The 24,097-nt window shown below is 63.2% G+C and carries 32 protein-coding genes; 22 read left to right on the forward strand and 10 right to left on the reverse strand.

What is annotated here, in order from left to right; genetic code table 11:
* Positions 1-44: 44 nt before the first annotated feature.
* Positions 45-245 (reverse strand): Nif11 family protein, encoded by a 201-nt coding sequence (locus tag H0O22_RS03970; protein WP_185187711.1) that lies wholly within the window; start codon positions 243-245, stop codon positions 45-47.
* A gap of 244 nt (positions 246-489) precedes the next feature.
* On the opposite strand from H0O22_RS03970, the gene H0O22_RS03975 reads away from it, so the two are divergent.
* The 7 genes from H0O22_RS03975 (at position 490) to H0O22_RS04005 (ending at position 5,636) form a co-directional block, all read left to right on the forward strand.
* The gene (locus tag H0O22_RS03975) at positions 490-1,965 is read left to right on the forward strand and encodes a bifunctional orotidine-5'-phosphate decarboxylase/orotate phosphoribosyltransferase (protein WP_185187712.1); all 1,476 of its coding nucleotides are present in this window, start codon (positions 490-492) and stop codon (positions 1,963-1,965) included.
* A gap of 8 nt (positions 1,966-1,973) precedes the next feature.
* Entirely contained in the window at positions 1,974-2,306 is a 333-nt protein-coding gene (locus tag H0O22_RS03980) for a hypothetical protein (RefSeq protein ID WP_185187713.1), read from the forward strand.
* The gene (locus tag H0O22_RS03985) at positions 2,303-3,307 is read left to right on the forward strand and encodes an ATP-binding cassette domain-containing protein (RefSeq protein ID WP_370521477.1); all 1,005 of its coding nucleotides are present in this window, start codon (positions 2,303-2,305) and stop codon (positions 3,305-3,307) included. The genes H0O22_RS03980 and H0O22_RS03985 overlap by 4 nt, the downstream gene beginning before the upstream one ends.
* 59 nt (positions 3,308-3,366) lie before the next feature.
* Positions 3,367-4,101, forward strand: coding sequence for an ABC-2 family transporter protein (locus H0O22_RS03990; protein ID WP_185188291.1), 735 nt, complete (start codon positions 3,367-3,369; stop codon positions 4,099-4,101).
* The gene (locus H0O22_RS03995; protein WP_185187714.1) at positions 4,098-4,892 is read left to right on the forward strand and encodes an ABC transporter permease; all 795 of its coding nucleotides are present in this window, start codon (positions 4,098-4,100) and stop codon (positions 4,890-4,892) included. The genes H0O22_RS03990 and H0O22_RS03995 overlap by 4 nt, the downstream gene beginning before the upstream one ends.
* A 64-nt stretch (positions 4,893-4,956) precedes the next feature.
* Positions 4,957-5,205 carry a hypothetical protein gene (locus H0O22_RS04000; protein ID WP_185187715.1) on the forward strand — a complete coding sequence of 83 codons (249 nt, stop codon included), beginning with the start codon at positions 4,957-4,959 and terminating at the stop codon, positions 5,203-5,205.
* A gap of 23 nt (positions 5,206-5,228) precedes the next feature.
* The gene (locus H0O22_RS04005) at positions 5,229-5,636 is read left to right on the forward strand and encodes a hypothetical protein (protein WP_185187716.1); all 408 of its coding nucleotides are present in this window, start codon (positions 5,229-5,231) and stop codon (positions 5,634-5,636) included.
* Here the strand turns inward: H0O22_RS04005 and H0O22_RS04010 are convergent.
* Positions 5,633-6,085, reverse strand: a complete 453-nt coding sequence (locus H0O22_RS04010; protein ID WP_255439457.1) for a nuclear transport factor 2 family protein — start codon at positions 6,083-6,085, stop codon at positions 5,633-5,635. The two genes, H0O22_RS04005 and H0O22_RS04010, sit on opposite strands and share 4 nt — an antisense overlap.
* Positions 6,086-6,105: 20 nt before the next feature.
* Positions 6,106-7,020: a transglycosylase SLT domain-containing protein gene (locus H0O22_RS04015; protein ID WP_185187718.1), complete on the reverse strand. Its 915-nt coding sequence runs from the start codon at positions 7,018-7,020 to the stop codon at positions 6,106-6,108.
* A gap of 75 nt (positions 7,021-7,095) precedes the next feature.
* On the opposite strand from H0O22_RS04015, the gene H0O22_RS04020 reads away from it, so the two are divergent.
* Positions 7,096-7,746, forward strand: a complete 651-nt coding sequence (locus H0O22_RS04020; protein ID WP_185187719.1) for a class I SAM-dependent methyltransferase — start codon at positions 7,096-7,098, stop codon at positions 7,744-7,746.
* Here the strand turns inward: H0O22_RS04020 and H0O22_RS04025 are convergent.
* On the reverse strand, positions 7,743-7,940 hold the full coding sequence (locus H0O22_RS04025; RefSeq protein WP_185187720.1) for a hypothetical protein: 198 nt from the start codon (positions 7,938-7,940) through the stop codon (positions 7,743-7,745). The genes H0O22_RS04020 and H0O22_RS04025 overlap by 4 nt on opposite strands.
* Before the next feature lie 148 nt (positions 7,941-8,088).
* Between H0O22_RS04025 and H0O22_RS04030 the strand changes: the two genes are divergently transcribed.
* The 7 genes from H0O22_RS04030 to psaK all read left to right on the forward strand — a co-directional run bounded on the left by H0O22_RS04030 (position 8,089) and on the right by psaK (position 11,321).
* Positions 8,089-8,325, forward strand: coding sequence for a DUF3136 domain-containing protein (locus tag H0O22_RS04030; RefSeq protein WP_185187721.1), 237 nt, complete (start codon positions 8,089-8,091; stop codon positions 8,323-8,325).
* An 86-nt stretch (positions 8,326-8,411) separates the two neighbouring features.
* Positions 8,412-9,518, forward strand: coding sequence for a phosphotransferase enzyme family protein (locus tag H0O22_RS04035; protein WP_185187722.1), 1,107 nt, complete (start codon positions 8,412-8,414; stop codon positions 9,516-9,518).
* A gap of 2 nt (positions 9,519-9,520) precedes the next feature.
* Complete coding sequence (locus tag H0O22_RS04040; protein ID WP_185187723.1) at positions 9,521-10,081, forward strand: DOMON-like domain-containing protein; 561 nt, start codon at positions 9,521-9,523, stop codon at positions 10,079-10,081.
* Positions 10,082-10,165: 84 nt separating this feature from the next.
* Positions 10,166-10,351, forward strand: a complete 186-nt coding sequence (locus H0O22_RS04045; RefSeq protein WP_185187724.1) for a hypothetical protein — start codon at positions 10,166-10,168, stop codon at positions 10,349-10,351.
* A 22-nt stretch (positions 10,352-10,373) separates the two neighbouring features.
* Positions 10,374-10,676, forward strand: a complete 303-nt coding sequence (locus H0O22_RS04050; RefSeq protein ID WP_185187725.1) for a DUF2499 domain-containing protein — start codon at positions 10,374-10,376, stop codon at positions 10,674-10,676.
* Entirely contained in the window at positions 10,673-11,005 is a 333-nt protein-coding gene (locus H0O22_RS04055; protein ID WP_185187726.1) for a DUF3593 domain-containing protein, read from the forward strand. Before H0O22_RS04050 ends, H0O22_RS04055 begins: the two co-directional genes overlap by 4 nt.
* A gap of 58 nt (positions 11,006-11,063) precedes the next feature.
* Entirely contained in the window at positions 11,064-11,321 is a 258-nt protein-coding gene (gene psaK, locus H0O22_RS04060) for a photosystem I reaction center subunit PsaK (RefSeq protein ID WP_010317232.1), read from the forward strand.
* A gap of 70 nt (positions 11,322-11,391) precedes the next feature.
* Here psaK and H0O22_RS04065 read toward each other — a convergent pair whose 3' ends face one another.
* Entirely contained in the window at positions 11,392-12,603 is a 1,212-nt protein-coding gene (locus H0O22_RS04065) for an NAD(P)/FAD-dependent oxidoreductase (RefSeq protein ID WP_185187727.1), read from the reverse strand.
* Positions 12,596-14,503, reverse strand: coding sequence for a 1-deoxy-D-xylulose-5-phosphate synthase (gene dxs, locus H0O22_RS04070; protein ID WP_185187728.1), 1,908 nt, complete (start codon positions 14,501-14,503; stop codon positions 12,596-12,598). Before dxs ends, H0O22_RS04065 begins: the two co-directional genes overlap by 8 nt.
* Positions 14,504-14,621: 118 nt before the next feature.
* Here dxs and ilvA point away from each other — a divergent pair, with 118 nt between their 5' ends.
* Genes ilvA through H0O22_RS04085 form a run of 3 tightly spaced genes read left to right on the forward strand, consistent with a single transcriptional unit; the run spans position 14,622 to position 17,211 of the window.
* A complete protein-coding gene (ilvA, locus tag H0O22_RS04075; RefSeq protein WP_185187729.1) occupies positions 14,622-16,214 on the forward strand; it encodes a threonine ammonia-lyase, biosynthetic in 1,593 nt (530 codons plus the stop codon).
* A 31-nt stretch (positions 16,215-16,245) separates the two neighbouring features.
* Positions 16,246-16,881 (forward strand): SMC-Scp complex subunit ScpB, encoded by a 636-nt coding sequence (gene scpB, locus H0O22_RS04080; protein WP_185187730.1) that lies wholly within the window; start codon positions 16,246-16,248, stop codon positions 16,879-16,881.
* A 42-nt stretch (positions 16,882-16,923) separates the two neighbouring features.
* Positions 16,924-17,211, forward strand: a complete 288-nt coding sequence (locus H0O22_RS04085; protein WP_185187731.1) for a YggT family protein — start codon at positions 16,924-16,926, stop codon at positions 17,209-17,211.
* On the opposite strand, the gene H0O22_RS04090 is transcribed toward H0O22_RS04085, so the two are convergent.
* Positions 17,208-17,717 (reverse strand): hypothetical protein, encoded by a 510-nt coding sequence (locus tag H0O22_RS04090; RefSeq protein WP_370521478.1) that lies wholly within the window; start codon positions 17,715-17,717, stop codon positions 17,208-17,210. The genes H0O22_RS04085 and H0O22_RS04090 overlap by 4 nt on opposite strands.
* Positions 17,718-17,736: 19 nt before the next feature.
* A complete protein-coding gene (locus H0O22_RS04095; RefSeq protein WP_185187732.1) occupies positions 17,737-18,066 on the reverse strand; it encodes a nucleoside triphosphate pyrophosphohydrolase family protein in 330 nt (109 codons plus the stop codon).
* 61 nt (positions 18,067-18,127) lie between these two features.
* Here H0O22_RS04095 and pyk point away from each other — a divergent pair, with 61 nt between their 5' ends.
* From pyk to ftsH, 4 genes are all read left to right on the forward strand, one after another.
* A complete protein-coding gene (gene pyk / locus H0O22_RS04100) occupies positions 18,128-19,585 on the forward strand; it encodes a pyruvate kinase (protein ID WP_185187733.1) in 1,458 nt (485 codons plus the stop codon).
* 27 nt (positions 19,586-19,612) lie between these two features.
* Positions 19,613-20,842: an ABC transporter permease gene (locus H0O22_RS04105; RefSeq protein WP_185187734.1), complete on the forward strand. Its 1,230-nt coding sequence runs from the start codon at positions 19,613-19,615 to the stop codon at positions 20,840-20,842.
* 168 nt (positions 20,843-21,010) lie between these two features.
* Entirely contained in the window at positions 21,011-21,214 is a 204-nt protein-coding gene (locus tag H0O22_RS04110; RefSeq protein WP_255439458.1) for a DUF1830 domain-containing protein, read from the forward strand.
* Between the two features lie 111 nt (positions 21,215-21,325).
* Positions 21,326-23,263, forward strand: a complete 1,938-nt coding sequence (gene ftsH / locus H0O22_RS04115; protein ID WP_185187736.1) for an ATP-dependent zinc metalloprotease FtsH — start codon at positions 21,326-21,328, stop codon at positions 23,261-23,263.
* A gap of 27 nt (positions 23,264-23,290) precedes the next feature.
* On the opposite strand, the gene H0O22_RS04120 is transcribed toward ftsH, so the two are convergent.
* A complete protein-coding gene (locus tag H0O22_RS04120) occupies positions 23,291-23,491 on the reverse strand; it encodes a DUF2256 domain-containing protein (RefSeq protein WP_185187737.1) in 201 nt (66 codons plus the stop codon).
* A gap of 15 nt (positions 23,492-23,506) precedes the next feature.
* A complete protein-coding gene (clpP, locus tag H0O22_RS04125; RefSeq protein ID WP_185188293.1) occupies positions 23,507-24,097 on the reverse strand; it encodes an ATP-dependent Clp endopeptidase proteolytic subunit ClpP in 591 nt (196 codons plus the stop codon).

Genomic DNA, 24,097 nt, shown 5'->3' on the forward strand with positions numbered 1-24,097 from the left:
CCACCGGCTTCCAGCGGGGGAGGCCAGATCCGCAGCTAGCCCCCTCAGCCTTGCAGCGCGTTCAGCTCTTCGTCTTGGCGGTGCTGCAGCCAGGCCTGCTGCAGATCGACACGGGTGATGCGATAGCCCAAGAGTCGAGCCTGGAGCAGCAGCGCGTTGTCATCGCTGCAGCGGCGCAGGAGTCGCCGCAGGTGCGGACGGTCTTCGGCGTCAACGACCAAGCGCTCGAGTTCGTTCCAGCTCATGGGGCTTGACCGGGTTCCAAACCATCGCAAAGGCGAAGGGGTGAAGCCAGGGCTTAGCGACGAGTCTCGCGAGCCTCCTGAGGCTCAATCGCGTGACCGCTGTCGGTGGAGGACCTTTGCCGTCCAGGGCGGGCAACGCCCCTGTTGGGGACATGAGACTGCCGCGCGTTTGCAACGAGCTGTGTCATGCCCTTTCCCTGGACGCCACTGATCCTTTAACAACGTCTCAAGCCGCCAGCGGGCGATGGGCTTCTTCGTTCAACTCACTGAAGCCATCGCAGAGCGCCAGTCCCTGCTGATGACGGGACTGGACCCCAACCCGGAGATGCTGCAGAGCTGGGCTCAGCGCCGCGGGATGGGAAACCGGTCGTTCCTCAGTCAGGCCCGCCATTGGATCAAGGCCGTCGTCGAGGAAACCAGTCCCCACGTCTGCGCCATCAAAGCGAGCCTGGGCTTCTATCAAGCCCTCGGCCCCCTCGGTCTGGAGCTGCTGCTGGAGGTGCGGGATCTGGTGCCGCGGGACCTCCCTTTGATCATTGATGCCAAGCACGGTGATCTGAATTCCTCCACGGCCCTCGCCCATTACCTGTTCAAGGACCTCGGCGTCGATGCGGTCACCCTCTCGCCGATGGCGGGACAGGACATCGCCGCTCCGTTCCTGCTCTACCGGGATAAGGCCGTGGTGATCACCTGCCGCAGCTCCAACCCGGCGGCGAAACGCATCCAGTACCACCCCAACGCGGACGACCCGCTGTTCCTGCAGATCGTTCGCGAGAGCCAGCTCTGGGGCACTCCGGATCAGGTCTTGCTCGAGGTCGGCACCAGCGACCCCAAGGTGCTCTCCCTGGTCAGGCAGGCTGCACCCGAGCGGGTCTTGATGTTGCGCTCGATCTGGAGTGAAGAAGAGCGGGTGGACGGGCTGCTGGAGGCCGGCCTGAGCCATTCAGCAGACGGGCTCCTGATCCCGATGCCGCAGAACCTGCTGGTTGAAGACGATCTCGCCGAGCAAGCCGCGGCGTTAAAGGAACGCATCAACCGCAGACGGACCAGCTGGATGGAGCAGCACCGCTCCGAGGAAGCCGAGACCTGTGACCTCTGGTTGGCGGATCAGACGGACAGACCGAGCACGGCGGATCCGATGGCGGCCCTGATCGTTGAACTCTTCGACATCGGATGCCTGCTCTTTGGCGAGTACGTCCAAGCGTCAGGAGCCGTTTTCAACTACTACATCGACCTGCGGCAGATCATCTCGGATCCCAACCTCTTCCACCGGGTCCTGCATGGCTACGCCCAACGAATGGAGGGGCTGGAGTTTGACCGAATCGCGGGTATTCCATACGGAGCGCTGCCCACGGCGACCGGTCTGGCCCTGCAGCTGCACAAACCACTGATCTACCCCCGCAAGGAAGTCAAAGCCCATGGGGCCCGTCGCCTGATCGAAGGGGACTTCCAGGAGGCTGATCGCGTCGTCGTGGTCGATGACATCTTGATCAGCGGCGGCAGCGTGCTCGAGGGGATCGCCAAGCTGGAGCGCTCTGGACTAGAGGTCAACGATGTCGTCGTCTTCATCGACCATGGCGGCAACCGCGACCAAAGTGCGCGGGAGCGACTCAAGGCCAAGGGCTACGACTTCCACGCCGTGATGGACATCGAGCAGATCACGAAGGCGTTGCTGGCAGCCGGACGCCTCACGGCGGAGCAAGCCAAGGTGTTGGGATAGGTGCAGTCATGACGACTTCGGTGGGCAAGCTCCTGAGCACAGCCCTTGGGCTCATCGCTCTCGGTGTCCTGGTCGTGAGCTGCGCTCCAGCCAACAGACCGAGCCGTCCCAACGGGGAGCCATCACCGACCGAATCCAACGCGCGCAAAGAAGAGCGGTTGGAGAAGGAGCGCCAACTGCAGGCCCTAAGCGCGGACGCTGAAGATTTGTTCAACCGCGGTGAAAACGACCTGGCCTGTGATCGCGTTCGCCAGGCTCAGGAGCTCCAGACGGAGCTCGGCATTGCGCCTAGCGATCAAGGCCTCGAGCAAGCCCAAGCCTGCATCAGCGACGCACCTTGAGCGCGCAGTCCACACCCATCGTCCTGGCCCAAGGCCTGAGCAAGACCTACCGGATCGCTGAAAAACAACCGGGTCTGAAGGGCACGTTCCGGCATCTGCTGCGCCGGCGCTACCGCGATCTGGAGGCGGTCAAAGGAATCCACTTCGCCATCGAAGAAGGGGAAATGGTCGGCTTCCTTGGTCCCAACGGTGCCGGGAAAACCACCACTTTGAAAATGCTGAGCGGGCTCATTCACCCGAGCGGCGGTGAGCTCTTGGTTGCCGGGGCCAAGCCCCAACGCCGTCAGGCACGGTTCCTGCAAGACATCACCCTGGTGATGGGGAACAAGCAGCAGTTGATCTGGGATCTGCCGCCGTGGGACTCCATCCGGGTAAACGCTGCGGTGTATGGGATTCCCGAGGGAGTGATGCAGCGTCGGGTCCGCGAGCTTGCTGACCTCTTGGAACTTGGCGAAGAGCTGCATCGCCCGGTCCGCAAGCTTTCGCTGGGCCAACGGATGAAAGCGGAACTGCTGACCTCGTTGCTGCACGAGCCGCGCGTGCTGTTTCTGGATGAACCCACCCTGGGCCTCGATGTCACCGCCCAGGGACGGGTTCGCGATTTCCTCGCCACCTACAACCGGCGCACAGGCGCAACGATCCTGCTGACGAGCCATTACATGGGCGACATCACGGCCCTCTGCGAGCGCGTCCTGCTGATCCACGAGGGCGCCCTCTTTCACGACGGTCCTTTGGGCGAGCTCACCAGCCGATTGGCCCCCCATCGCCAGGTGCGACTCGAACTCCAGCAGCCCCAGCCCCGGCAGGTATTTGAGGCCTTTGGCACCGTTGAATCCCATCAAGAGCATCAGGTGCAGCTGCTCGTGCCCAGGGAGCAGTTGACCGAGACCGTCGCGGCGCTCCTCGGGCGCTTTGACGTATTGGACCTGGAGGTCAGCGATCCACCGATCGAGGACCTGATGCGCAGCCTCTTTCAACAGGCGGGAGAGAACGAAGCGTGACCTCCGCCCGAGCTGCGATCCGGATCGCCCGAACCTTGCTGAGTACGCAGTACGCGTACATGCTCGAGTACCGCGCCGAAATTGCCCTGTGGGCCCTCTCCGGTGTCTTGCCCCTGATCATGCTCGGGGTCTGGCAAAACAGTGGGGCCGCCAGCCAGGCCGGATGGAACCCTGGGCAGCTGCGTCACTACTTTGTGGCGGCCTTTCTGGTGCGGCAATTCAGCGTGGTCTGGCTGATCCATGTCTTCGAGGAGGACGTGGTCAGCGGCAAGTTGTCGCCGTTCCTGCTGCAACCGCTCCAACCCCTGTGGCGTTACTTCGCAGCGCACCTCGCTGAACAGGCCACGCGCATTCCTTTCGTTGCCCTGATGCTCTTGGCCTTGGCCTGGGTGAACCCGGCCCTGCTTTGGGTGCCCACTCCCGAAAACCTGGCGCTGGGGATCGCCGCCATTTGGGGCGCGTTCCTGCTCCGCTTTCTGCTGCAGACCCTCAGCAGCATGCTGTGTTTTTGGAGCGAGCGCGCCGCGGCGCTGGATCGACTCCTGGTGATCCCCTATCTGTTTCTCTCGGGTTTGGTGGCGCCGCTCGACACCTTCCCGCCGGCCATCAAAACCGTCGCCCTGGCCACACCCTTTCCGGCCATGGTGGATTTCCCCGCCCGGCTCTTGGCGGGATTGCCCGTGGATATCGGCGCTGGCTTTCTCAGCTTGATGCTCTGGTGTGGGCTGCTGAGCCCCCTCTGCTGGCTGAGCTGGCGACGCGGACTCCGCCGCTACGGCGCGATGGGGGCATGAGACGCTCCCGCACCCTCAGCACCGTGCTGCAGTTCTGGCGCAGTTCGCTGGAGGCGGAGAGCGAATATCAGCTCAACCTGGTGCTGGAGTGTCTGGCCGTCAGCGGGAATCTGGCGGGAAGCCTCTTTGTGCTCTCGTTGCTCTACACCGGGCAATCCACCCTGGGGGGATGGGGCTGGAATGAGGCCCTGATCGTCCTCGGGCTGTACACCCTCCTGGATGGGTTCACGAGCTGCCTGCTGCAACCCAACCTCAGCAAGATCGTCAACCATGTGCAGCAAGGCACCCTCGATTTCGTGCTGCTGAAGCCGGTGGACAGCCAGCTCTGGCTCTCCCTCCGTTGTTTTTCGCCCTGGGGCATCCCCGCCCTGCTGGCCGGCGTCGTTTTGGTGGGGCTGGGTCTCCAACGGAGTGGGACGGGCCTCCAAGGGGAGGCGCTGGTCTTGGGCTCCGTCCTGTTGTTGAGTGGCGCCGCGATCCTCTACAGCCTCTGGTTCTCGCTGGCGGCCCTCTCGATTTGGTTCGTGAAGGTCTGGAATGCAACCGAGGTGCTCCGCTACACCCTCGTCGCAGGGCGCTACCCGGTGAGCGCCTATCCGCCAGCGCTGCGGTTGGTGTTCGTCTTTGTTCTGCCGGTGGCCTTCATGACCACCGTTCCCTCCCAGGCCCTACTGGGCCAAGGATCCTGGCCCTGGGCCGCGGGCTCCTTGCTGATGGCGGTCGGGAGTCTGCTGGCGAGCCGCTGGTTCTGGCGCTTTGCCCTGCGGCACTACACATCGGCGAGTAGCTAGTCACGCAAATCCTCGCGATAACTACACAGTCTGGGTAGGATTGCGAGTAGGGTCTCGGCGCAGATTGGCCAGCGAACGCCACCAGGTCATCCTTAGCGAGAGCGCGGCGGCCTGGGTGCGCACGTTCTCCAAGGAGAAGCGGCACTCCATCTCCAAAGCGATCTCCATCCTTGTCGAGGAGGCGATTCGGCAACGGAGCCTTCCAGCGATGGACGCCGCAGCCGAGGGGATGTCTCAGGCCGATTTTTCCCTGTTCCTTCGCGAGAAGTTCTCGATGGACTTCGAGATCTGGCTGCGCAGCAAGCGCGGGTAGGACCTACACAGATGTTCGATCCAATGACTCCCTCCTTCTGCTCTGACGTCAGCCTGGAAGCCTGCATCCAGCTCGGGCTATGGCTGGATCAACGCTTCGGGCCACCCCCCAGCCAGGAGAGTCCCCCCAGTGATCGGCTCGGGATCGAGGCCGGCCGCCTGGTGGCCCACGACCTGGTCGCCACAACCGAACGCGACCAGGTCATGGTCGATGTCTTCGCCGCGATGCACAGCTGTATCGACGACTGGCTGGAAACGTCTCCAGTGCCCTGGTCCCAGCGCCGCCTGATCAAGCGTCGTGCGGTGCGAGCTGGCGTGATCCAGTGCTGGCGCACCGCCGCTGAGCTCCGGCCCGATGACCCCAGCTACCAGGACTTGATGGAGCGCACCTGCCAAGCGGTCATCGCAGCCGAGCTGGCCGAGGAGCGCTAGTCCACAAAGAGCTTGTAGAGCCAGCGCACGAAGCCGCCGATCAAAGGAACTGGAGCAAAGGTCGGACCGACGAAATCGAAATAATCACGGTGATCAACGATCAAGCCGTCGCCATTGAGGAGCAGACGCGTCGCTCCGGGGTAGACGAACTCGATGCCCTTGATCTTGAGGCCCATCGTCCATTCCACGAAGGCGGTTTGGCCGTTGATGACGACGGCATGGGGCGCCAGGTAGACGTCATCGCATCGCTTCACCAGCCCGTCTTGGGCCTCGAGGTAGGCCTGGAGCCCATCGCGCGATTGGGTCGGATCCTCAAAATGAACATCCGCTGCGTAGACCGCCTTCCACTGCTCATGGCTGGGGGCCGGTGCGCCGTAGGGCTTCGTGAAGAGGTCTCGCAGGGACTGCTCCGTTAAGGGCAGCTGGAATCCGGAGGCGGAGGCAGTCACAACGCGGGGCTCAAGCCCGGTCATCCTGGCGTCCGAGGCGGAGCGCTGCGTGGGTTCAACTGCAGGTAGCGCTCAACGGGCAGGGGCTGGAGTTGCTCATAGCCAACGGGAAGCCAGAGATCGCCCTGCTGGGCGTTGTAGTGAATTTCCCAGTGGTACAGACCGACGATCGCCTGGGGATCGTCCTTGAGCAGGGAGACATAGAGCAGGACCGCCTCGCCATAGAGGTCGCTGTTGTTGTATCCCCAGAGGCCGCGGCGAATGCTCTTGAGACCGCCCCGGCGAACCAGGTAGCGGGCCGCGGCTTGGATGGCGTCATGGGGATTGCGAATGTCGCCCTTGCCGATCCCCGCCTCAGCCCAGGTGGTCGGCAAGAACTGCATCGGCCCTTGGGCATTGGCAACCGAGACACCATCAATGCGGCCCATCCCGGTTTCCACCAGGTTGACCGCCGCCAACACTTCCCAGTCAATGCCGGTGGCCGCCTCCGCTTTGCGGTAGTGGGATAGGAGCTGGGGAAGGGGTTCAGGCGGAATAATCCGCCAGGCAGGGACCCGCGTGGGGCGGCGCTTGCTCATGGCGAGAAACGCCCGCCTCGCGGCCAAATGCCGCTCCGCGACGGAACGCCAACGGGAGGGGAGCTGTTGGATCACCGCTGCGCTGCGCTGCCGATCAGCAGACAACACCCGATAGATCACCTGCTGCTGGTGCCCCAAATCCGGTAAGTCAGCCGCCGGTGTTACCGGATCCCGCAACAACGTCTCCAGCTCAACCAAGCGACGGGCGATGGCGCTCGCATCCCCAGGGACCCGCGGGTAACTCCGCGGCGCGGGCTGCGCGATCGGTGCGCTCAGGGGGGAGCAGGCCACACCACCAGCAGCGACGCTGAATCCAGCCAACGCAACGGCAAGAACCAGGCCGGCGGGTCGGGTCACGGAGGCAAGTCAGCTGCGCCCATGCCTACAGCATTCGGACTGAAGTTGCAGACTGCACGCACCAATCAACGAGCCATGACCGTTCTGGTGCTGGAGGAGTCCCAGAGACGCAAGTGGGATGGTTCCGATGATGTCCTCTTTTATGCCGAACCGCGGCTCGTCCACCACCTCGATCCAGCCTTTCGGACGCGACTGACCGCCCTGTACGCCGAGCGCATTCCGAAGAACGCCGTCGTCCTGGATCTGATGTCCAGCTGGGTCTCCCACCTCCCCGAGGACAAGCCCCTCGAGCGGGTGATCGGGCACGGCCTCAACGAAAAGGAGCTCGCGACCAACCCTCGCCTCGATAGCTACTGGCTGCAGAACCTCAACCAGAACCAAGAGCTACCGCTGCCGGACGCGAGCGTTGACGCCACCTTGATCGTCGCCGGCTGGCAGTACCTCCAATACCCCGAAGCCATCGCCAGCGAGCTCCTGCGGGTGACCCGACCCGGCGGCCAGGTGATCGTGGCCTTCTCCAATCGGATGTTTTTCACCAAGGCACCGCTGATCTGGACCGACAGCAGCGACCAAGACCACCTGGACTATGTCGCCAGTGTTCTGGAGGCCCAAGGCTGGTCGTCAGCCGAGCGAATCGCTGAAACGACAAAAGCCTCTGGCGTGATGGGGCTGCTCGGTCAGGCCGGAGACCCCTTCTTTGCTGTCATCAGCACCAAGCCGACCTAAGCGACGAGATCCCGGTCGCGGTCCTGGCGAAGGGGCTGATCGGCTCGCTCACCAACGGTGTAGGCCAATTCCAGAACGAGTCGTTTGGCCTTCTGGCGCAGGCGACGCCGATGGCTGATGAACGCCCGCACCATCTGAAGTCCGACGACTCCATAGAGCAAGAGCAGCGCGGCGTTGGCAACGGCAGCAAGCATGCGGCAGCCCCAAAGTTGGGTCCATGAGAACCGCCCCCAGACGGTTCCACCAGAAATCCGCCAAAAACTTCCTGATTTGGCTCTGCAACGTTGTCGCCCGGAGCACCCAGGCATTCGCGTAGGTTGAAAGCTGGTACAGAGCCTTCAGATGACAGCAAGTTCAGAAGGTCTCACCATCGGCGAACTGGAGTCCAAGTACTTCCTCTACCGCAAGGCACTCAAACAGCTGCTGCTGGAAGGCCGCTCAAAGGCTGGGATTGAAAAGACCCTTGTTTGGAGCCGGCTGGAAACCCTGCACAACTGTCTGCCCCGGCAGTACAAGGCACCGGATCAGATTCGCTATCAGCTGCAGCGCGAAATCCAGCGCGAGCGCACCGCGAGCTGAGCGCAACCTCTCGAGCAGCTGACCCTGACTCCCGTCTGTTGGTCCATTCCCGTGACAGCTTGATTTGAAGGCTGCTTGGGAGGGAGATGGATCACGCCCCCTTGGCAGCGGCGGAAGCCTTTCATCCCCCAGGTGCGGTGCTGCGGGTCAGCCCCCTGGGGAGCGGGAATGTCAATGACACCTTCCTGGTGGAGACCCAAGCGGGGAGCGTTGTCCTGCAGCGGCTCAACACAGCCGTGTTCCCCTGCCCTGAGCAGGTGATGCGGAACCTCCAGACCGTGGAGGCCCACATTCAGCGCAAAGAACCCAGCCCCGGAGACAGCCGCTGGGAGCACCCACGCCTAGTCACCCCAGCGGACGGCCGGGACGAGCCTTGGTACTGCTGCGCAGAGGGTGGGGTCTGGCGCTGCATGAGCTTCATCGAGAACACCCGAAGCGTGGATCGGATCGAAGACGCAGCGCAGGCCTACCAACTCGGTCTGGGGCTCGGTCGGTTTCACCACCTCATCAGCGATCTTCCGCCAGGGGAGCTCCACGACACCCTCGAGGGGTTCCACATCACCCCGCACTATTTGGATCAATACCGCCAGGCCCTGGTGCGCACGGAAGTCCAGCCAACAGCGGAGACGAGTGACTGCATCGCCTTCATTCGAGACCGGGAGTCCTTCTGCTCCGTGCTCGAGCAGGCCAAGGCCCGCGGCGAGCTGCAGGAACGCCCCATCCATGGCGACCCGAAAATCAACAACGTGATGCTCGACAGGGTCACTGGCGAAGCCGTCGCCCTAATTGACCTGGACACGGTGAAACCCGGGCTGGTGCACTACGACATCGGCGACTGCCTGCGCTCCTGCTGCAACCGGGCGGGTGAGGAGGCCACTGATTTGCGGGGCGTGCAGTTTGATCTAGAGCTGGCCGAGGCGATCTTGAGGGGGTATCTGGAAGCGGCTGGATCAATGCTGACCGCAATGGATTTGCGCTTCATCCCCGAGTCGGCACGCTTGATCAGTTTCGAGCTCGGTCTGCGCTTCTTCACCGATCACCTCAACGGTGATCGCTATTTCAAGGTCAGCGAAGACGGCCAGAACCTCAGGCGCGCCCAAGTGCAATTTGCCCTGACCCAGAGCATCGAAGAGCAGTTGGAGCCGCTCCAAGCGCTGGTGCATCGCCTCACCTCCAGCGTGGAAGCCGCCTAACGGTGCTGCGACTGCACCCCTTCCAACAGGATGCACGCCTCCAAGGGATTGTCCTGGAGGGCCATCTCCGCTGGGTCGGCGATCAGCTCCTGCTCCAATTCAGGCTCCAGGGCCCCCAAGAGGAGCTGGTCTGTCCGAGCCAAACGGCCACGCCCCAACGGCTCGATGGCCTCTGGCAATCCACCTGTTTGGAGGCCTTTTTTGCCGTCCCGGGTGAACCCCACTATTGGGAGTTCAACCTCAGTCCAAGTGGCGATTGGAATCTCTATCGCTTGGAGGAATACCGCCGGGGACTGCGGCAGGAGCAAGGGATGGGGATCAGCGCAATGAGCCTTGAGAGGGAGGTTTTGGGGAGCGCAGTCCAGCTGAAGGCAGAGGTCGCTCTGGATCTTGGGGAGACCTTGCGTGCCGAGAAGACGCTCGAAGGATCACTGACCGCGGTGATCGAACAGAAGGGCGTCGGTTGCAGTTTTTGGGCCCTCCAACACTGCGGCGAAGAAGCCGATTTTCACCGCCGTGAAAGCTTCACCCTTGGCCTTCAAAAAGAAGCACCATCGGCGTAACAAATCCGAAGAAATACTCGCGCTTTTCAGGGACAGTGAATACATCTGTAGCCTGCGCTACAGACACTTAGTAGGGCAGCAAGCTTGAACGTCACCCACTGCGGGGAAGAGCATCTGATCAGCCTGACGACGGATGAAGCGTCTCAGCTGGTGGATGCCTGCGCGTTGCTGCTGCTGGCCTCCAAGACAACCCCCGATTGCCAGCTCAAGCCGGAGATGGCCCAGGTGTTGCATACGGTTTTCGAGCATCTGAGCACCCACGTCGTCTAACGGGCGCCGCTAGAACCAGCGGATGCACGCGCTCTCCCTACCCACCTGGTGGATCCACTTGGCTTCCGTCCTGGAGTGGGGGCTCGCCATGCTGGCGATCCAACGCTGGGGGCTTCGGCGCGGCGAACCGGAATGGAGCTGGCTCGCCCTCGCCATGGTGCCAGCGCTCATCAGCGCCATGGCGGCCTGCACTTGGCATCTCTTTGATAACGCCGAGGAGCTCTACGGACTCGTGGTCCTGCAGGCGGGATGCACCGTCTTGGGCAACGGGACGATGGCTTGGGCGGCCTGGAATCTGCAGCGCAAACGGAGTGAGCTCGGATGAGCGGGCTGGTTCCGGCCATCAGTGAGTGGCTGCGCGCTCTCGGCAACGTGGATCCCGCGCCACTGTTTGCGGCATCCCTCTTCCCCTACCTGGCCTTTCTCTGGTGGGCCTGGAGGTCCAAGCGCTTTCCCCGCTTGGCCCTTTGGGGCTTTGGCTTCACCTTGGTCTTCGTCCTGATCACGATTGCGGCCGCCATCGCTGCTGAGGGCATTTATGGCCGCCAGCTCGCGGATGTGGACCCGCTCCATGGCGGAGCGGAGCTGTTTTTGACCATCAGCAACGTGATGATCCTGCTCGGTTTTATGCAGAAGGGGGTGAACAAGTCTTAAGCGGAGGGCGCCATTGGCGAGAGGCCCTCTGACAATTAGATGTCACCCCAAGATTTCGATGCTCGCTCCTCTGCTGGCTATCGCCCCCGCCTCCGTGGCCTGGTCTCCCAAGGTGGGCCTGGTGATGATCATCGCCAACGTGATCGCCATCGGCATCGGCAAGGCCACCATTAAGTACCCCAACGAGGGGGCCCAACTGCCCAACGCAGCGATGTTCGGTGGCATGAGCCACGCCGCGCTGCTGGCCACCACTTCCTTCGGTCACATCCTCGGCATGGGCGCCATCCTCGGCCTGGCCGCTCGCGGCGTGGTCTGATCCCTTCCTCACGGAACCGCTTGAGCCCCCCTGCTTCAGGGGGGCTTTTCGCTGCCTGGAAACCAACTCCTCAGCGCAGTCCGATCAAATAAGGAAGGGCCCGCAGGCCGTAGCGCTCAAAGCGGTACTCAAACAACAGCTGCGACAAGGCTTCGGCGCTGGCGGTGGCCTCGAGGCCAGCCAGCAACCGGTCGATTCGGCCATCGGCCCGCTCATCCGAGAGTCCCAACCAGGTGCGCTTGGCGAGGCGACCGCTTAAGGACCAACGCCACCCCAGGCGACGACGCAAACGCTTCGGGTAGGACGCCAGCGCCCTGGGCCGGCCCGCCAAGGCGTCCATCAGCAGAGGCGCCAACACATCCGCACTGGCCAGGGCATGACGAATCCCCTCGCCACCCAGCAGGTTTCCCGTGCTGACCGCGTCCCCCAGGCCCAACAGCGCGCCCCGTTGATGGGATTCACGCCGCCGGATCGTGCTGCGAATCAGACCGCCATGGCGGTCAAGAACCGCCTTGGGCTTGAGTTGGAGGCGCTCAAGCAGGGCTTGCTGCAGCTGATGCAGGGGCGGCTGAAGGCGCGTGCCGTCCTGCAACCGGCAAACGCCCAGCTTTAAAAGACCGGATTGCATAGGGAAGACCCAGCCATAGCCCTGGGGAACCCAGCGACTGCCCAACATGAAACTCAGTCGGCCCGCCCAGTCCTGCCACTGACCGGGGGAGACCCTGATCAACCACTCCACACCGGCACCGCTGATCAAGGCACCCTGGGCCGGGTCCGGATCGCCCAACAAGACGCGCTTTTCGCCGGTGGCATCCACCACAAACCGGCTGGTCACGCTGGCCGTTTGTCCGCCGCTCCCGCGCAGTTCGGTTTGAGCCAACCCTGTGGGCAGCGTCTGGGAGGAGCAAACCCGCCAGCCCAACCGCAAGGCTGCACCAGAGGAGCAGGCTTCCTCGGCCAACCAGCGACGCAACGCCGCAAAGTCCAAGACCACCCCGAGGGGGGACGCGGCGGCCCAGTGCCGTTGGCGCTCTCCTGGTCCCAAGAGCTGCCACTGGTCCCAACGGGCCGCAATCACCCGCTCGGGCAACCGCCAGTGCTGGACGGCACTCAGGGGAAGGGCCGCACTGCTGAACGCGTTGACTGAGAAATCTGCGAGGGCTTCAACAACAAGAACGGAAGCCCCTGCTTCAGCAAGCTGCTGCGCCAAGCGAGACCCCGAGGGACCAGCCCCCGCGATCAGCACATCCCAGACTGTTTGAGCGGGGATCGACTCAGACACCCACGGCCTGACGCTTCAAGGTGCCGAAGCGATTCAGGATGGACTCGCTCATTTGAGCCGGGGTGAGCCCCAGGGCCTCCTTGCTTTGGGCCGGAGTGGCGTGGTCGACGAGAACGTCGGGAATGCCAATCCGATGCACCGGCACAAGGACGTCCTGGTCGTTGAGGATCTCCACAACGGCGGCACCAAAACCACCGGCGAGACAGCCTTCTTCCATGGTGACGACCTTGCCGATTCGGCGGGCCATGGGAAGGATCAGCGCCTCATCCAGGGGACGCAGGAAGCGGGCGTTGATCACGGCGGCGCGGACGCCTTGCTCCTGCAGCAAGCCAGCGGTGGCCATCGCCGGTGCCACCATCGATCCGTAGGCCACGATCAGCAGGTCGTCGCCATCGGTCAGCAGTTCTCCGCGACCGATTTCAAGGGGTTCCCAACCCTCCTCCATCAGGGGAGCGCCTTCCCCTTCACCGCGGGGGATGCGAAGGGCGGTTGGACCGTCGTGGTTGAGGCAGGTCACCATCATCCGCTGGAGCTCCGCTTCATCCTTGGGTGCCATCACCGTGAAGTTCGGCACACAGCGCAGATAGCTGATGTCGTACTGGCCTTGGTGGGTCGGACCATCAGCGCCGACGATGCCAGCGCGATCCAAGACGAAGGTGACGGGCAGGTTCTGAATGCCGACGTCGTGGATCAGTTGGTCGTAGGCGCGCTGCAGGAAGGTGCTGTAGATCGCGCAGACCGGACGGAGACCTTCACAGGCCATGCCCGCGGCCATCGTCACCGCGTGCTGTTCGGCGATGCCGACGTCGAAATACTGCTGGGGACGCGCCTTCTCGAGCAAGTCCAGACCGGTACCAGTGGCCATGGCCGCCGTAATACCCACCACCCGGGGGTCCTGTTCGCAGAGCTTGACCAGGGTCTGGCCAAACACCTTGCTGTAACTGGGGGGCTTCGGCTTGCTCGAGGGGTAGGCCTTGCCGGTGGCCAGATCGAAGGCGCTCTGGGCGTGGTAGCCCACTTGGTCTTCCTCGGCGAAGGCATAGCCCTTGCCCTTGGTCGTGGCCACATGGACCAGAACCGGGCCCTCATGGGCGTGGGCCTGCTGGAAGACCTCGATCAACCCGCCGATGTCATGGCCATCGACCGGCCCCATATAGGTGAAGCCCAGCTCTTCAAAGACCGCACCCAACTTGGGAACGGCAAGCCGCTTCATGCTCTCTTTGAGGTTCTTGAGCTCGGGCGGGAGCTCGCCGTGCATGAACGGCAGATGCTTGATCGCCTCCTCGGCGTTGTCCTGAAGGAACTGGAGCGGGCGGCTGTGCCGCATCCGATTCAGGTGGGTGGATAGGGCTCCGACCGGGGGGCTGATCGACATGTCGTTGTCGTTCAGAACCACCAACAGGCGGGTCTTGGGCAGATGGCCGGCGTGGTTGATGGCCTCCAGCGCCATGCCGCCGGTGAGGGAGCCATCGCCAATGACAGCAACACTCTTGAAGTCTTCGCCGCGCTGATCCCGGGCCAGGGCCATGCCGAGGGCCGCCGAGATCGAGGTGCTGGCGTGGCCCGCACCGAAGTGGTCGAAGGGGCTCTCGCAGCGCTTCAGATAACCCGCAACACCGTCCTTCTGGCGCAGGGTGTGGAAGTCGTTGTAACGACCGGTGATCAGCTTGTGGGGATAGGCCTGGTGGCCCACATCCCAAACGACCCGATCCTTGTCGAGGTCAAGGGTTTGATAGAGGGCCAGGGTGAGTTCCACAACCCCCAGGCCTGGGCCGAGGTGGCCACCGCTCGTGCTCACCACGTCCAGGTGACGCTCGCGGATTTGGCGGGCAATGCCTTCGAGCTCAGCAACGCTGAGGCCATGCAGCTGATTGGGATGCGTCAGCTCGCTGAGATGCATGCCTGCGGCCAAGATTGGGGTTCAGCCTACGCGCAGCAGGACGTCATCTGGGTCGAATTCGATACCCCCCTGGACCGATGTCAGGGGCTTGCGACACTGGTGTGATCTTCCAATCGCGATGACAGCCACCGGCTCTGCCCTGAACCCGAGCTCCGGCATGGAGATGCTGCAGCGAATCCTGCGGGCCAGGGTCTACGACGTGGCCATTGAATCGCCGCTCGATGCCGCACCGAACCTCTCGCGGCGGCTGAAGAACAACGTGCTCCTGAAGCGCGAGGACCTGCAGCCGGTCTTCAGCTTCAAGCTGCGGGGCGCTTACAACAAGATGGTGAGCCTCAGCCCGTCGGAGCTGGAACGGGGCGTCATCGCCGCCAGCGCCGGTAACCACGCCCAAGGGGTGGCTCTCGGCGCCCAGCGACTCGGTTGCCGGGCGGTCATCGTCATGCCGGTGACCACGCCGGAGATGAAAGTCAGAGCCGTGGCGGCCCGCGGGGCGGAAGTGGTGCTGGAAGGCGACACCTACGACGCCGCCTGTGCTGAGGCCTATCGACTGGCCGATGAACGCGGTCTGACCTTTATCCACCCCTTCGATGACCCGGAGGTGATCGCCGGCCAGGGGACCATCGGCCTCGAGATCCTCAGGCAGTGCTCGGAACCCCCTGACGCGATCTACATCGCCGTGGGTGGCGGCGGCCTCATCGCCGGTGTGGGCGCCTACGTCAAGAGCCTCTGGCCCAACGTCGAAGTGATCGGTGTTGAACCGGTCGATGCGGATGCCATGACCCGCTCGCTCGCCCTGGGGGAACGGGTGAAGCTCGAGCAGGTGGGGCTCTTTGCCGACGGTGTCGCGGTGCGCGAAGTCGGTGTGCAGACCTTTGCGCTGGCCCGCGAGGTCGTTGACGCCATGGTCACCGTCGACAACGACGCCATCTGCGCCGCCATCAAGGATGTCTTTGAAGACACCCGCTCCATCCTTGAGCCGGCAGGCGCTCTCGCGGTGGCGGGCATGAAAGCGGACATCGCTCGCCGGAAGCTCGAGGGGAAGACCTTGGTGGCCGTGGCCTGCGGCGCCAACATGAACTTCGATCGCCTGCGCTTCGTCGCCGAACGCACCGAGATCAGCGAGGACCGCGAAGCGATGTTGGCGGTGGAGATTCCCGAGCAAGCCGGCAGCCTGCGCCAGTTCTGCACCCTGCTAGGGCAGCGCAGCTTGACTGAATTCAGTTATCGGCTCGCCGACCCCAGCCGCGCTCACATCTTCGTGGGGGTTCAAACCAGTGGCAGCTTCGACGAGGAAGCGCTGATCCACAGCCTGCGGGATGCCGGGTTCCCCTGCCTGGACCTCTCCAACGACGAGCTCTCCAAGCTGCACCTGCGTCACATGGTCGGCGGACGGCTTCCGGGTCGCATCGGTGAGGCCGCCGGCCATGGCCGGGAACTGCTCTATCGCTTCGAGTTCCCCGAGCGGCCAGGGGCACTCATGCGCTTCCTGACCAGCCTGCACCCGAACTGGAACATCAGCATCTTCCACTACCGGAACCATGGGGCGGATGTCGGCCGGATCGTCGTGGGCGTTCAGGTGCCCGAGGCAGAACTGAGCGAATGGCAGGGCTTCCTGGATGGCCTCGGTTACCAATACGCCGATGAGACCAACAACCCGGCCTACCGCCTCTTCCTGGGAGAGCTGGCCGGCAGCCTGAGCGTGGGATAACTTGCCAGCGACGCGCTTTTCGGCACGGGGTATGACAGGCGAAACCCAGGAGCCGACCCCCACGGATGCCGAAGCAATCGCGCTTCAACCGGTCAGCAGCTCCCTCTCTCTGCCCGCCCGGCTGGAGGCGATTCTTTATCTGAAGGGTCGAGCCATGACCCAAGGGGAGCTGGCGGAGATTGCGGGAGCCAGCCGCGATGAAGTCGAGGTGGGGCTGATCACCTTGATGGCCGACTACGCCCACCGGGAAACGGCCCTCGAGATCCGTCAGGAGGGCAAGCGCTACAGCCTGCAACTGCGGGATGGGCTCGGGGACCTCGTTCAAAACCTGTTGCCGGTGGATCTCTCCACGGCGGCCCTTCGCACCCTGGCGACAATCGCGATCAAAAAACGGATCTTGCAGTCCGATCTGGTCGATCTACGCGGTTCAGGGGCCTACGACCACATCAAGGAACTGCTCGCCCAGAACTTCATTGAGCGCAAACGCCAGAGCGAGGGCCGGTCGTTCTGGTTGAGCCTCAGCGAGAAGTTTCATCGCACCTTCTCGGTGAAAACCGACGAGCTAGTGGCCCAGCGCAAAACGGTCAAACCGGTGACGAGCGCTGAGCCCGTTGAGGTCACTGGGGCGCCCGATGTCAGTGATGAGGAATGGGAGCAGGCCGCCTAGACCGCTCCAACTCCATAGAGTGACCTCAGCGCAGCTGTAGCCATGTCCATCCTCGGCGACCTGATCGGCGTCCTGATCCAAACGCTCTCGATCTACACGCTGGTGTTGTTCGTGCGGGTGCTGCTCAGCTGGTTCCCCAATCTGGATTGGGGTAACCCGGTGCTCTCCACCGTGAGCGCCATCACCGACCCATACCTGAATGTCTTCCGGGGACTGATCCCCCCCCTGGGAGGCCTGGACCTCTCCGCGATCGTCGCCTTCCTGGCCCTGCAACTGATCCAGGGTCTGCTCGAGCAGAGCCGCGGCTACTTCTATCCCGCGTTCTTCTAAGCCGGATCGGCTTCGGCGACGGCCTGCTCCAAGGGGAGCAGATCATCGAATTCACCCGCCCGGGTGCGCACGGGGGCACTAAACCCTCGCGCTTTCACGTTGGAGAAGGTGAATGGACCCGGGGTGCCCGCGGGGACCGCCAGGCGCAACGCGAACGTTGAGCGGCCCTGTTCCACGTCACCAATCGATCCGACCCGCGCCCGGTTCTGCAGCACCGGCTCGCCACTGGCATCAAGAATTTGGGCGAAGACGTCCGTGTCGAAGACCGTCTTGCGTCCAGGGTTCTCAACACTGCCCCGCAGCACAAAGCAGCTGGCCCCACTGGGGCGCTTGAGCTGGGGTTGTGCGCCAATGTCCTCTGCTGGACAGGGGTCGAGGCTGACGTCATGAACCGTCAGACCAGCGGCCCACGCACCTGGTGCAGAGCCCAAGAGAACAAGCAGCGCTAGGGCCATGCCAGCCAGGGCAAGGCCAAAGCCGCTTGAAACCGCTCTACGCGTCTGCATCAGGCCCTGCTCCAGCTCTTTAGCGGTGGTCGCCGCTGCCAGCGATCACGTTACGGGCGGCGCGACTAGCCAACTTGTCCAGATTGGCCTGGGCGACCTCATCCAGGCTGAAGTCCAACTCGCTGGCCAGCTGGGCGACATACCAAAGGACATCCCCGAGCTCCAGCTTCAAGCTCGCGCGCACCTCAGCGGAGAATTCACCGCCGGAATCGCGGAGCACCTTCTTGACCTTGTCCGCCACTTCGCCGGACTCACCACAGAGCCCCAGGGTCGGGTAGATCGGGTTCTCGCCGACATTGGGATAGCGCGCTGTCTGCCTAGCGCCCTGCTGATAGGCGTTGAGATCCATTGGTACAACAGCGCTGGAGGGCCTCGATGATAGTGTCGTTCCTCCCCTTTGGCGCCCCCGAATGGCCCTGCCCGATCTCACGCGTCGCACCAAGATCGTGGCAACCATCGGTCCCGCGACCGAATCCCCGGAACAGCTCAGACGTCTGATCGAGGCGGGTGCCTCCACGTTCCGCCTGAACTTCTCCCACGGTGACCACAGCGAGCATGCGGCTCGCATCACCACCATCCGCCAAGTGGCGGCCGACATGGGTGTTCACATCGGAATCCTGCAGGACCTCCAGGGACCCAAGATTCGCCTCGGTCGCTTCAAGGACGGTCCGATCACGGTCGCCAAGGGGGACCCCTTCACCCTGACGTCCAGGGACGTCGAGTGCTGCCAAACGATCGCCACCGTCACCTACGACAAGCTTGCGGATGAAGTGGTGTCCGGGAGCCGAATCCTGCTGGATGACGGCCGCGTCGAAATGGTCGTCGACCGGGTTGAACAGTCCTCGCAAACCCTGCATTGCACAGTCACCGTTGGCGGTGTCCTCTCCAACAACAAGGGCGTCAACTTCCCGGACGTGCAGCTCTCGGTCCGGGCCCTGACCGACAAAGACCGGGAAGACCTCGCCTTTGGCCTGAGCCAAGGCGTCGATTGGGTGGCCCTGAGCTTCGTGCGCAATCCCTCCGACATGGAGGAGATCAAGGCCCTGATTCGATCCCACGGCCACACCACTCCCGTGGTCGCCAAGATCGAAAAGTTTGAAGCCATCGACCAGATGGATGCGCTGCTGCCGATGTGCGACGGCGTCATGGTGGCCCGCGGCGACCTGGGTGTGGAGATGCCCGCCGAGGAAGTTCCCCTGCTGCAAAAGGAACTCATCCGCAAGTGCAACACCCTGGGCATCCCCGTGATCACGGCCACCCAGATGCTCGACTCGATGGTGAGCTGCCCAAGGCCCACCCGCGCAGAGGTGAGCGACGTCGCCAACGCCATTCTCGATGGCACCGACGCCGTGATGCTCTCCAACGAGAGTGCCGTGGGCGATTACCCGGTTGAGGCCGTCGCGACGATGAGCCAAATCGCCCGGCGGATTGAGCGGGATTACCCCAGCCGCAGCAGCGATGGTCAACTGGCCTCAACGGTGCCGAACGCCATCTCCCACGCGGTCAGCTCCATTGCCAGCCAGCTGGAGGCGGCCGCGATCCTGCCGCTGACGAAGAGCGGATCCACCGCCCGCAACGTCAGCAAGTTCCGCCCCAGCACACCGATCCTGGCCATCACCAGCGACACCAAGGTGGCCTCTCAGCTGCAACTGGTCTGGGGTGTCACCCCCCTGCTGGTCTCCGACATGGACAACGCAGCAGCAACCTTCAACCGGGCCATGGAAGTGGCGGCTGAGGCGAATCTGCTGAAGGAGGGGGATCTGGTGATCCAAACCGCGGGCACCTTTGCCGACGTCAGTGGCTCAACCGACCTGGTCAAGGTCAGCGTCGTGGGCAAGGGCACCGTGCTGAACCCGAGCATCGTCTAAAACAGGCCAACGCTGGCCGACCCGGCAATGCCCGCCAAGCTGCCCATGCGCGAGACCGTCGGGATGGCCTTGGCCACCCTGAAGGCGAATCGCCTGCGCTCAATGTTGACGATGCTGGGCATCGTCATCGGCAATGCGTCCGTCATCACCCTGGTGGGTGTGGGTCGCGGAGCCCAAAACCTCGCCGAAGGTCAGCTGAACACCCTGGGGGCCAATGTCCTCTTTGTCGTTCCGGGGAATAACGACAGCCGTCGCCGCGGGATCGACTTCCCCAAAACCTTGGTGCTCGAAGACGCGGAGGCCATCGCTGAGCAGGTCCCCAGTGTCCGCCAGGTCGTTCCCCAGATCACGCTGAGCGCCGTTCTTCAGGCTGGCGCCAAAAGCGCCAGTGCCACCGTCTCCGGCATCAACCCCGCCTTCCTGACGGTCCGGCGTTTTGAAGTCGCCCGCGGTCGCTTCATCGACCAGCGGGACATGGACGGCGCCCGCAATGTCGTCGTCATTGGCCCTGACCTCAAGCAGAAACTGCTGCCCTCAGGGTCCGCCATCGGGCAGCGGATCCGCATTCGCAACCAGGGCTTTGAAGTGATCGGTGTGATGGCGCCGAAGGGAGCCGTCTTCGGGCAGAACCAGGACGAGGCCGCCTACATCCCGTTGACCACGATGGTCAGCAAGCTCTCCGGGCGAGATCCCACCTATGGGGTCAGCCTGAATTTCATCAGCGTGGAGGCTGTCGATGAAGCCAGCACCGGCGCTGCCAAATTCCAGATCACGAACCTGCTGCGCCAGCGGCACAACATTCTTCGGGAGGACGACTTTGCGGTTCGCTCCCAAAAAGATGCCCTGTCCATCGTGGGCACGATTACCGGCGGCCTGACCTTGATGCTGGCGGCCATTGGAGCGATCTCGCTGCTCGTCGGCGGCATCGGGATCATGAACATCATGTTGGTCTCGGTCAGTGAGCGCACCTCAGAAATCGGACTGCGCAAGGCGATTGGGGCCCGCAGCAGTGACGTCCTCAGTCAATTTCTCGTTGAAGCCCTGGTGCTCTCCACCCTTGGCGGACTGATTGGCAGTGGCTTGGGACTCTCCGCGATTGCGATCGTGGCGGCCGTCACGCCCCTGCCCGCCGCGATTGGTGGCAGCAGCGTGCTGGTCACCATGGGCCTGTCGGGCAGTATCGGCCTGGTGTTTGGTGTCTTGCCAGCCCGCAGGGCTGCACGGTTGGATCCGATCACGGCCCTGAGGAGCCTCTAGGGCCCTGGCGTCCCGAACAATCCAAAGAGAATCGAAAGAAGAATCCTCAATCGCGTCGAAGGTCTCATCGACAACACATCCCAGTGACGAAAGGGGCGTGAATGTTGATTCGAATATTTCGAAGCTTTGGATCAGCTCCAGTGTGGGTACCAGAATCGCAGCGATCGGATGGTGATCCTGCGCTGCATCGGACCCGACCAATTTTTCATGGAGCGGGTGGTGTTCCCGGTAGAAATCCTTGGTTTTGAAGCACCGGCAGCCTCGGAAGTGCAGATCTGGAGTCACTCCCTGGGCGGTCCCGAACTGATCGAGCGCTTCCAAGCGGAGCAACTCACCACCTCTCTCGAGGTGGAGTGGCCCCAATCCGCCTGAAATCCACCCTCGAATGAGAAGAAAAAAGCGCTGCACCGCAAAAGATCTGCTCAGAACAGGTCTCGCTCGCTTTACACTTGTTAAACATTCAGATCTGCACCTGAGGCGGCCATGAATCAACGCTGGCGCACGATTGCCCTGTGGGTTCTCCCCATTGGCGTCGCCGTCTTCCTCGGCTGGCAAGTGCTGGGCGGCGGTTTCGGTGGCGTAAGCCCCTCCTCCAGCACCACCGTTGCCCCCCGTAACGCTGCGGTGGCCCGTATGAGCTACGGCCGGTTCATCGATTACGTCGATGCCGGCCGCGTGACCGCCGTTGACATTTTTGACGGCGGCCGCACGGCTGTCGTGGAAGCCGTTGATCCCGACCTCGACAACCGCGTTCAGCGCCTGCGGGTTGATCTCCCCGGCCTGGCTCCGGAACTGGTCAACAACCTCAAGGAGCAGGGCATCAGCTTTGACATCCACCCCCCGCGCACGGCACCTCCGGCCCTCGGACTGCTGGGCAACCTGCTCTTCCCGCTCCTGCTGATCGGTGGCCTGGTGCTGCTCTCCCGCCGTGGCGGTGGCGGCATGCCCGGCGGCCCCGGTCAGGCCATGCAGTTCGGTAAGACCAAGGCACGCTTCTTGATGGAAGCGGAGACCGGCGTGATGTTCGACGACGTCGCCGGCGTTGAAGAAGCCAAACAGGACCTGCAAGAGGTCGTCACCTTCCTGAAGACCCCCGAGCGCTTCACCTCGGTGGGCGCCAAGATCCCCAAGGGCGTGCTGCTGGTTGGCCCTCCTGGCACCGGTAAAACCCTGCTCGCCAAAGCCATCGCGGGTGAAGCAGGTGTTCCCTTCTTCTCCCTCTCCGGTTCAGAGTTCGTCGAGATGTTCGTCGGCGTCGGCGCCAGCCGTGTCCGCGACCTCTTCAAACGCGCCAAGGAGAACAGCCCCTGCCTGATCTTCATTGACGAGATCGATGCCGTCGGCCGTCAACGCGGTGCCGGCGTCGGTGGCGGCAATGACGAGCGGGAGCAGACCCTCAACCAGCTGCTCACCGAAATGGACGGTTTTGAGGGCAACAGCGGGATCATCATCATCGCGGCCACGAACCGCGCCGATGTGCTCGATTCCGCCCTGCTGCGCCCCGGTCGCTTCGACCGCCAGGTGCAGGTCGATGTGCCCGACATCAAGGGCCGTCTGGCTGTGCTCAAAGTGCACTGCCGCGACAAAAAACTCGCGGATGACGTCAGCCTTGAAGCCATTGCCCGCCGCACTCCTGGTTTCTCCGGAGCTGACCTGGCAAACCTGCTGAACGAAGCGGCCATCCTCACCGCCCGTCGCCGCAAGGAGGCCACCAGCCTGGCCGAAATCGATGACGCGGTGGATCGCATCATCGCGGGCATGGAGGGCAAGCCCCTCACCGACGGCCGCAGCAAGCGCCTGATCGCATACCACGAAGTGGGCCATGCCCTGGTGGGCACCCTCGTCAAGGCGCATGACCCCGTCCAGAAGGTCACCCTGATTCCCCGCGGTCAAGCCCAAGGCCTGACCTGGTTCTCCCCCGACGAGGAACAGATGCTCGTCAGCCGCGCCCAACTGCGCGCTCGGATCATGGGTGCCCTGGGTGGTCGCGCTGCTGAGGATGTGGTCTTCGGTTATGCCGAAGTCACCACAGGTGCCGGCGGTGACATCCAACAGGTGGCCTCCATCGCCCGTCAGATGGTCACCCGCTTCGGCATGAGTGATCTCGGCCAGTGTTCCCTCGAAGCCGGCAACCAGGAGGTCTTCCTAGGCCGCGACCTGATGACCCGCAGCGATGGTTCTGATGCGACTGCAGCCCGCGTGGACGCAGCGGTGCGCAAGATAGTTCAGACCTGCTACGAAGACACCGTCAAACTGGTCGCCGAACACCGGGCCTGCATGGATCGTGTTGTCGAACTCCTGATTGAAAAGGAGAGCCTTGATGGCGATGAGTTCCGCGCCATCGTCAGTGAATTCACGACGGTCCCGGAGAAGGAGCGCTTCTCTCCTCTGCTGAGCACTCCGGAAGCCGCCTCAGCCTGAGGCTGAGCCTTACAACAAAGCCCGCGGTCAACCCGCGGGCTTTTTGCTGTCTGGACCCTGGTTTCGACAACGATCTGAGCAGTAGATCACCTGCTCCCAAACCGTTGCCCACTTCTTACGCCACTGAAAGGGGCGCTGACAGACCGGGCAAAGTTTGCTGGGACGCTCACTCGGTGGGCGGCCTCGACCACCCACCGCACCGCTGCGTTGACCGCGACCGCGGGCCATGGAGTGATGAACCGATCAGACGGGGCGAACGGGGCGCTTGTCGATCACCTTGTCGATCAGGCCGTACTCGACAGCTTCGGCGGGGGACATGAAGAAGTCACGGTCCGTGTCGTCCTCGATCCGGCTCAGGGGTTGGCCGGTGCGGTCGGCGAGCTCCTGGTTGAGCTTCTTCTTGAGGTAGAGGATTTCGTCGGCCTGGATTCGGATGTCGCTGGCCTGACCCTGGGCACCGCCCAACGGCTGGTGGATCATGATCCGCGAGTGGGTCAGGCTGCTGCGCTTGCCTTTGGCCCCGGCACAGAGCAGAAAGGCACCCATCGAGGCCGCAAGACCAACGCAGACGGTCTGCACATCCGGCTTGATGTGCTGCATCGTATCGAAGATGCCAAGGCCGTCGTAGACGGAACCACCGGGAGAGTTGATGTAGAGGAAGATGTCCTTCTCGGGGTCTTCGGCTTCCAGGAAGAGCAGCTGGGCGACGATCCGGTTGGCTGACTCGGCGGTCACAGGCTCACCCAGGAAGACGATGCGCTCGCGCAGAAGACGCGAATAGATATCGAACGCCCGCTCACCACGGCCCGACTCTTCGATCACGATCGGGATCAT

Origin of the sequence: Synechococcus sp. LTW-R (assembly GCF_014217875.1) — a bacterium.
Classification (GTDB): Bacteria; Cyanobacteriota; Cyanobacteriia; order PCC-6307; family Cyanobiaceae; genus Vulcanococcus.

Bases quoted from the DNA above. Each gene is read 5' to 3' on its own strand.
- dxs (WP_185187728.1), bottom strand. From the start codon at position 14,503: ATGCATCTCAGCGAGCTGACGCATCCCAATCAGCTGCATGGCCTCAGC.
- H0O22_RS04120 (WP_185187737.1), bottom strand. From the start codon at position 23,491: ATGGCCCGCGGTCGCGGTCAACGCAGCGGTGCGGTGGGTGGTCGAGGC.
- H0O22_RS04055 (WP_185187726.1), top strand. From the start codon at position 10,673: ATGAGCGGGCTGGTTCCGGCCATCAGTGAGTGGCTGCGCGCTCTCGGC.
- H0O22_RS03995 (WP_185187714.1), top strand. From the start codon at position 4,098: ATGAGACGCTCCCGCACCCTCAGCACCGTGCTGCAGTTCTGGCGCAGT.
- H0O22_RS04090 (WP_370521478.1), bottom strand. From the start codon at position 17,717: ATGCAGACGCGTAGAGCGGTTTCAAGCGGCTTTGGCCTTGCCCTGGCT.
- pyk (WP_185187733.1), top strand. From the start codon at position 18,128: ATGGCCCTGCCCGATCTCACGCGTCGCACCAAGATCGTGGCAACCATC.
- H0O22_RS04050 (WP_185187725.1), top strand. From the start codon at position 10,374: ATGCACGCGCTCTCCCTACCCACCTGGTGGATCCACTTGGCTTCCGTC.
- H0O22_RS04005 (WP_185187716.1), top strand. From the start codon at position 5,229: ATGACTCCCTCCTTCTGCTCTGACGTCAGCCTGGAAGCCTGCATCCAG.
- H0O22_RS04025 (WP_185187720.1), bottom strand. From the start codon at position 7,940: ATGCTTGCTGCCGTTGCCAACGCCGCGCTGCTCTTGCTCTATGGAGTC.
- H0O22_RS03970 (WP_185187711.1), bottom strand. From the start codon at position 245: ATGAGCTGGAACGAACTCGAGCGCTTGGTCGTTGACGCCGAAGACCGT.
- H0O22_RS04035 (WP_185187722.1), top strand. From the start codon at position 8,412: ATGGATCACGCCCCCTTGGCAGCGGCGGAAGCCTTTCATCCCCCAGGT.
- H0O22_RS04085 (WP_185187731.1), top strand. From the start codon at position 16,924: ATGTCCATCCTCGGCGACCTGATCGGCGTCCTGATCCAAACGCTCTCG.
- H0O22_RS04020 (WP_185187719.1), top strand. From the start codon at position 7,096: ATGACCGTTCTGGTGCTGGAGGAGTCCCAGAGACGCAAGTGGGATGGT.
- H0O22_RS03980 (WP_185187713.1), top strand. From the start codon at position 1,974: ATGACGACTTCGGTGGGCAAGCTCCTGAGCACAGCCCTTGGGCTCATC.
- H0O22_RS03990 (WP_185188291.1), top strand. From the start codon at position 3,367: ATGCTCGAGTACCGCGCCGAAATTGCCCTGTGGGCCCTCTCCGGTGTC.
- H0O22_RS04110 (WP_255439458.1), top strand. From the start codon at position 21,011: ATGGTGATCCTGCGCTGCATCGGACCCGACCAATTTTTCATGGAGCGG.
- H0O22_RS04095 (WP_185187732.1), bottom strand. From the start codon at position 18,066: ATGGATCTCAACGCCTATCAGCAGGGCGCTAGGCAGACAGCGCGCTAT.
- ftsH (WP_185187736.1), top strand. From the start codon at position 21,326: ATGAATCAACGCTGGCGCACGATTGCCCTGTGGGTTCTCCCCATTGGC.
- ilvA (WP_185187729.1), top strand. From the start codon at position 14,622: ATGACAGCCACCGGCTCTGCCCTGAACCCGAGCTCCGGCATGGAGATG.
- psaK (WP_010317232.1), top strand. From the start codon at position 11,064: ATGCTCGCTCCTCTGCTGGCTATCGCCCCCGCCTCCGTGGCCTGGTCT.
- H0O22_RS03975 (WP_185187712.1), top strand. From the start codon at position 490: ATGGGCTTCTTCGTTCAACTCACTGAAGCCATCGCAGAGCGCCAGTCC.
- clpP (WP_185188293.1), bottom strand. From the start codon at position 24,097: ATGATCCCGATCGTGATCGAAGAGTCGGGCCGTGGTGAGCGGGCGTTC.
- scpB (WP_185187730.1), top strand. From the start codon at position 16,246: ATGACAGGCGAAACCCAGGAGCCGACCCCCACGGATGCCGAAGCAATC.
- H0O22_RS04105 (WP_185187734.1), top strand. From the start codon at position 19,613: ATGCCCGCCAAGCTGCCCATGCGCGAGACCGTCGGGATGGCCTTGGCC.
- H0O22_RS04030 (WP_185187721.1), top strand. From the start codon at position 8,089: ATGACAGCAAGTTCAGAAGGTCTCACCATCGGCGAACTGGAGTCCAAG.